The sequence below is a fragment of the Streptomyces sparsus genome (assembly GCF_054776295.1).
The window spans coordinates 1-735 of sequence record NZ_BAAHCA010001532.1; the positions used below are offsets into that span (position 1 = coordinate 1).

Genomic DNA, 735 nt, shown 5'->3' on the forward strand with positions numbered 1-735 from the left:
TGAGCGCGGGTCGGACGGGGCCGTGACGGCGGCGCGAGGCGGGTGGCGGCCGGTGGCACGCCCGGCGGCGAGCCACCCGGACGACCCTGACAGAATGGGTGGTGCACCGGCGGTCGCGACCGGACTGAACAGATTGACGAGGAGCACACCGATGTCGGACAGCAGCCACGGACACACTCCCGCCGCCTGGACGGGCGTGACCATAGCGTTCATCGGGTTCACGGTCAGCGCCGTGTTCATGGTGATGGCCCAGCCGCTCGGCGTGGTGGGCGGCCTGGTCGTGGTCGGCCTGGGCGGCGTGGTCGGTTGGATCATGCGCTCCATGGGTCTGGGCAAGCCGAAGGAAGAGCCGGAGTCGCAGCAGGTCATGGCCGGCAGCTGAGCCGATACGGCTCCCCGGCCACTCCCGGAGCACCCCGGGAGGCGGGCGCGGCGCCCGTCAGCACGCACCCGCCGACGCGGGTACGGGCGGACGGTCGCCGCGCCTTCCGTGTGCTCGGGAGGTTCTTCCCGACCGGGCACCCGCCCGGGGTGCTCCGCCACCTGGCGCCCCTCTGTGCCCTGCTGCCGCCCTCTCCGGTGCGCTTCCTCCCCGCGGCCGGGTGGCATCCTCCCCCCGGCCGGGTGGCCGCGGGATGCGGCGTGCACGGTGGTCGCACACAGTGAGGTGATGAGCGTCTCCTCTCCGGCCGCCTCGGTGGCCGTGGCCGTGTCGGCCCGGGTGGCCGCGCTGGG

At 74.4% G+C, this 735-nt stretch carries 1 protein-coding gene; it reads left to right on the plus strand.

The features are described from left to right. Nucleotides 1-151: 151 nt before the first annotated feature. Entirely contained in the window at nucleotides 152-382 is a 231-nt protein-coding gene (locus ACYVE9_RS29445) for an HGxxPAAW family protein (RefSeq protein ID WP_461030926.1), read from the plus strand. The last annotated feature ends 353 nt before the right edge of the window (nucleotides 383-735 follow it).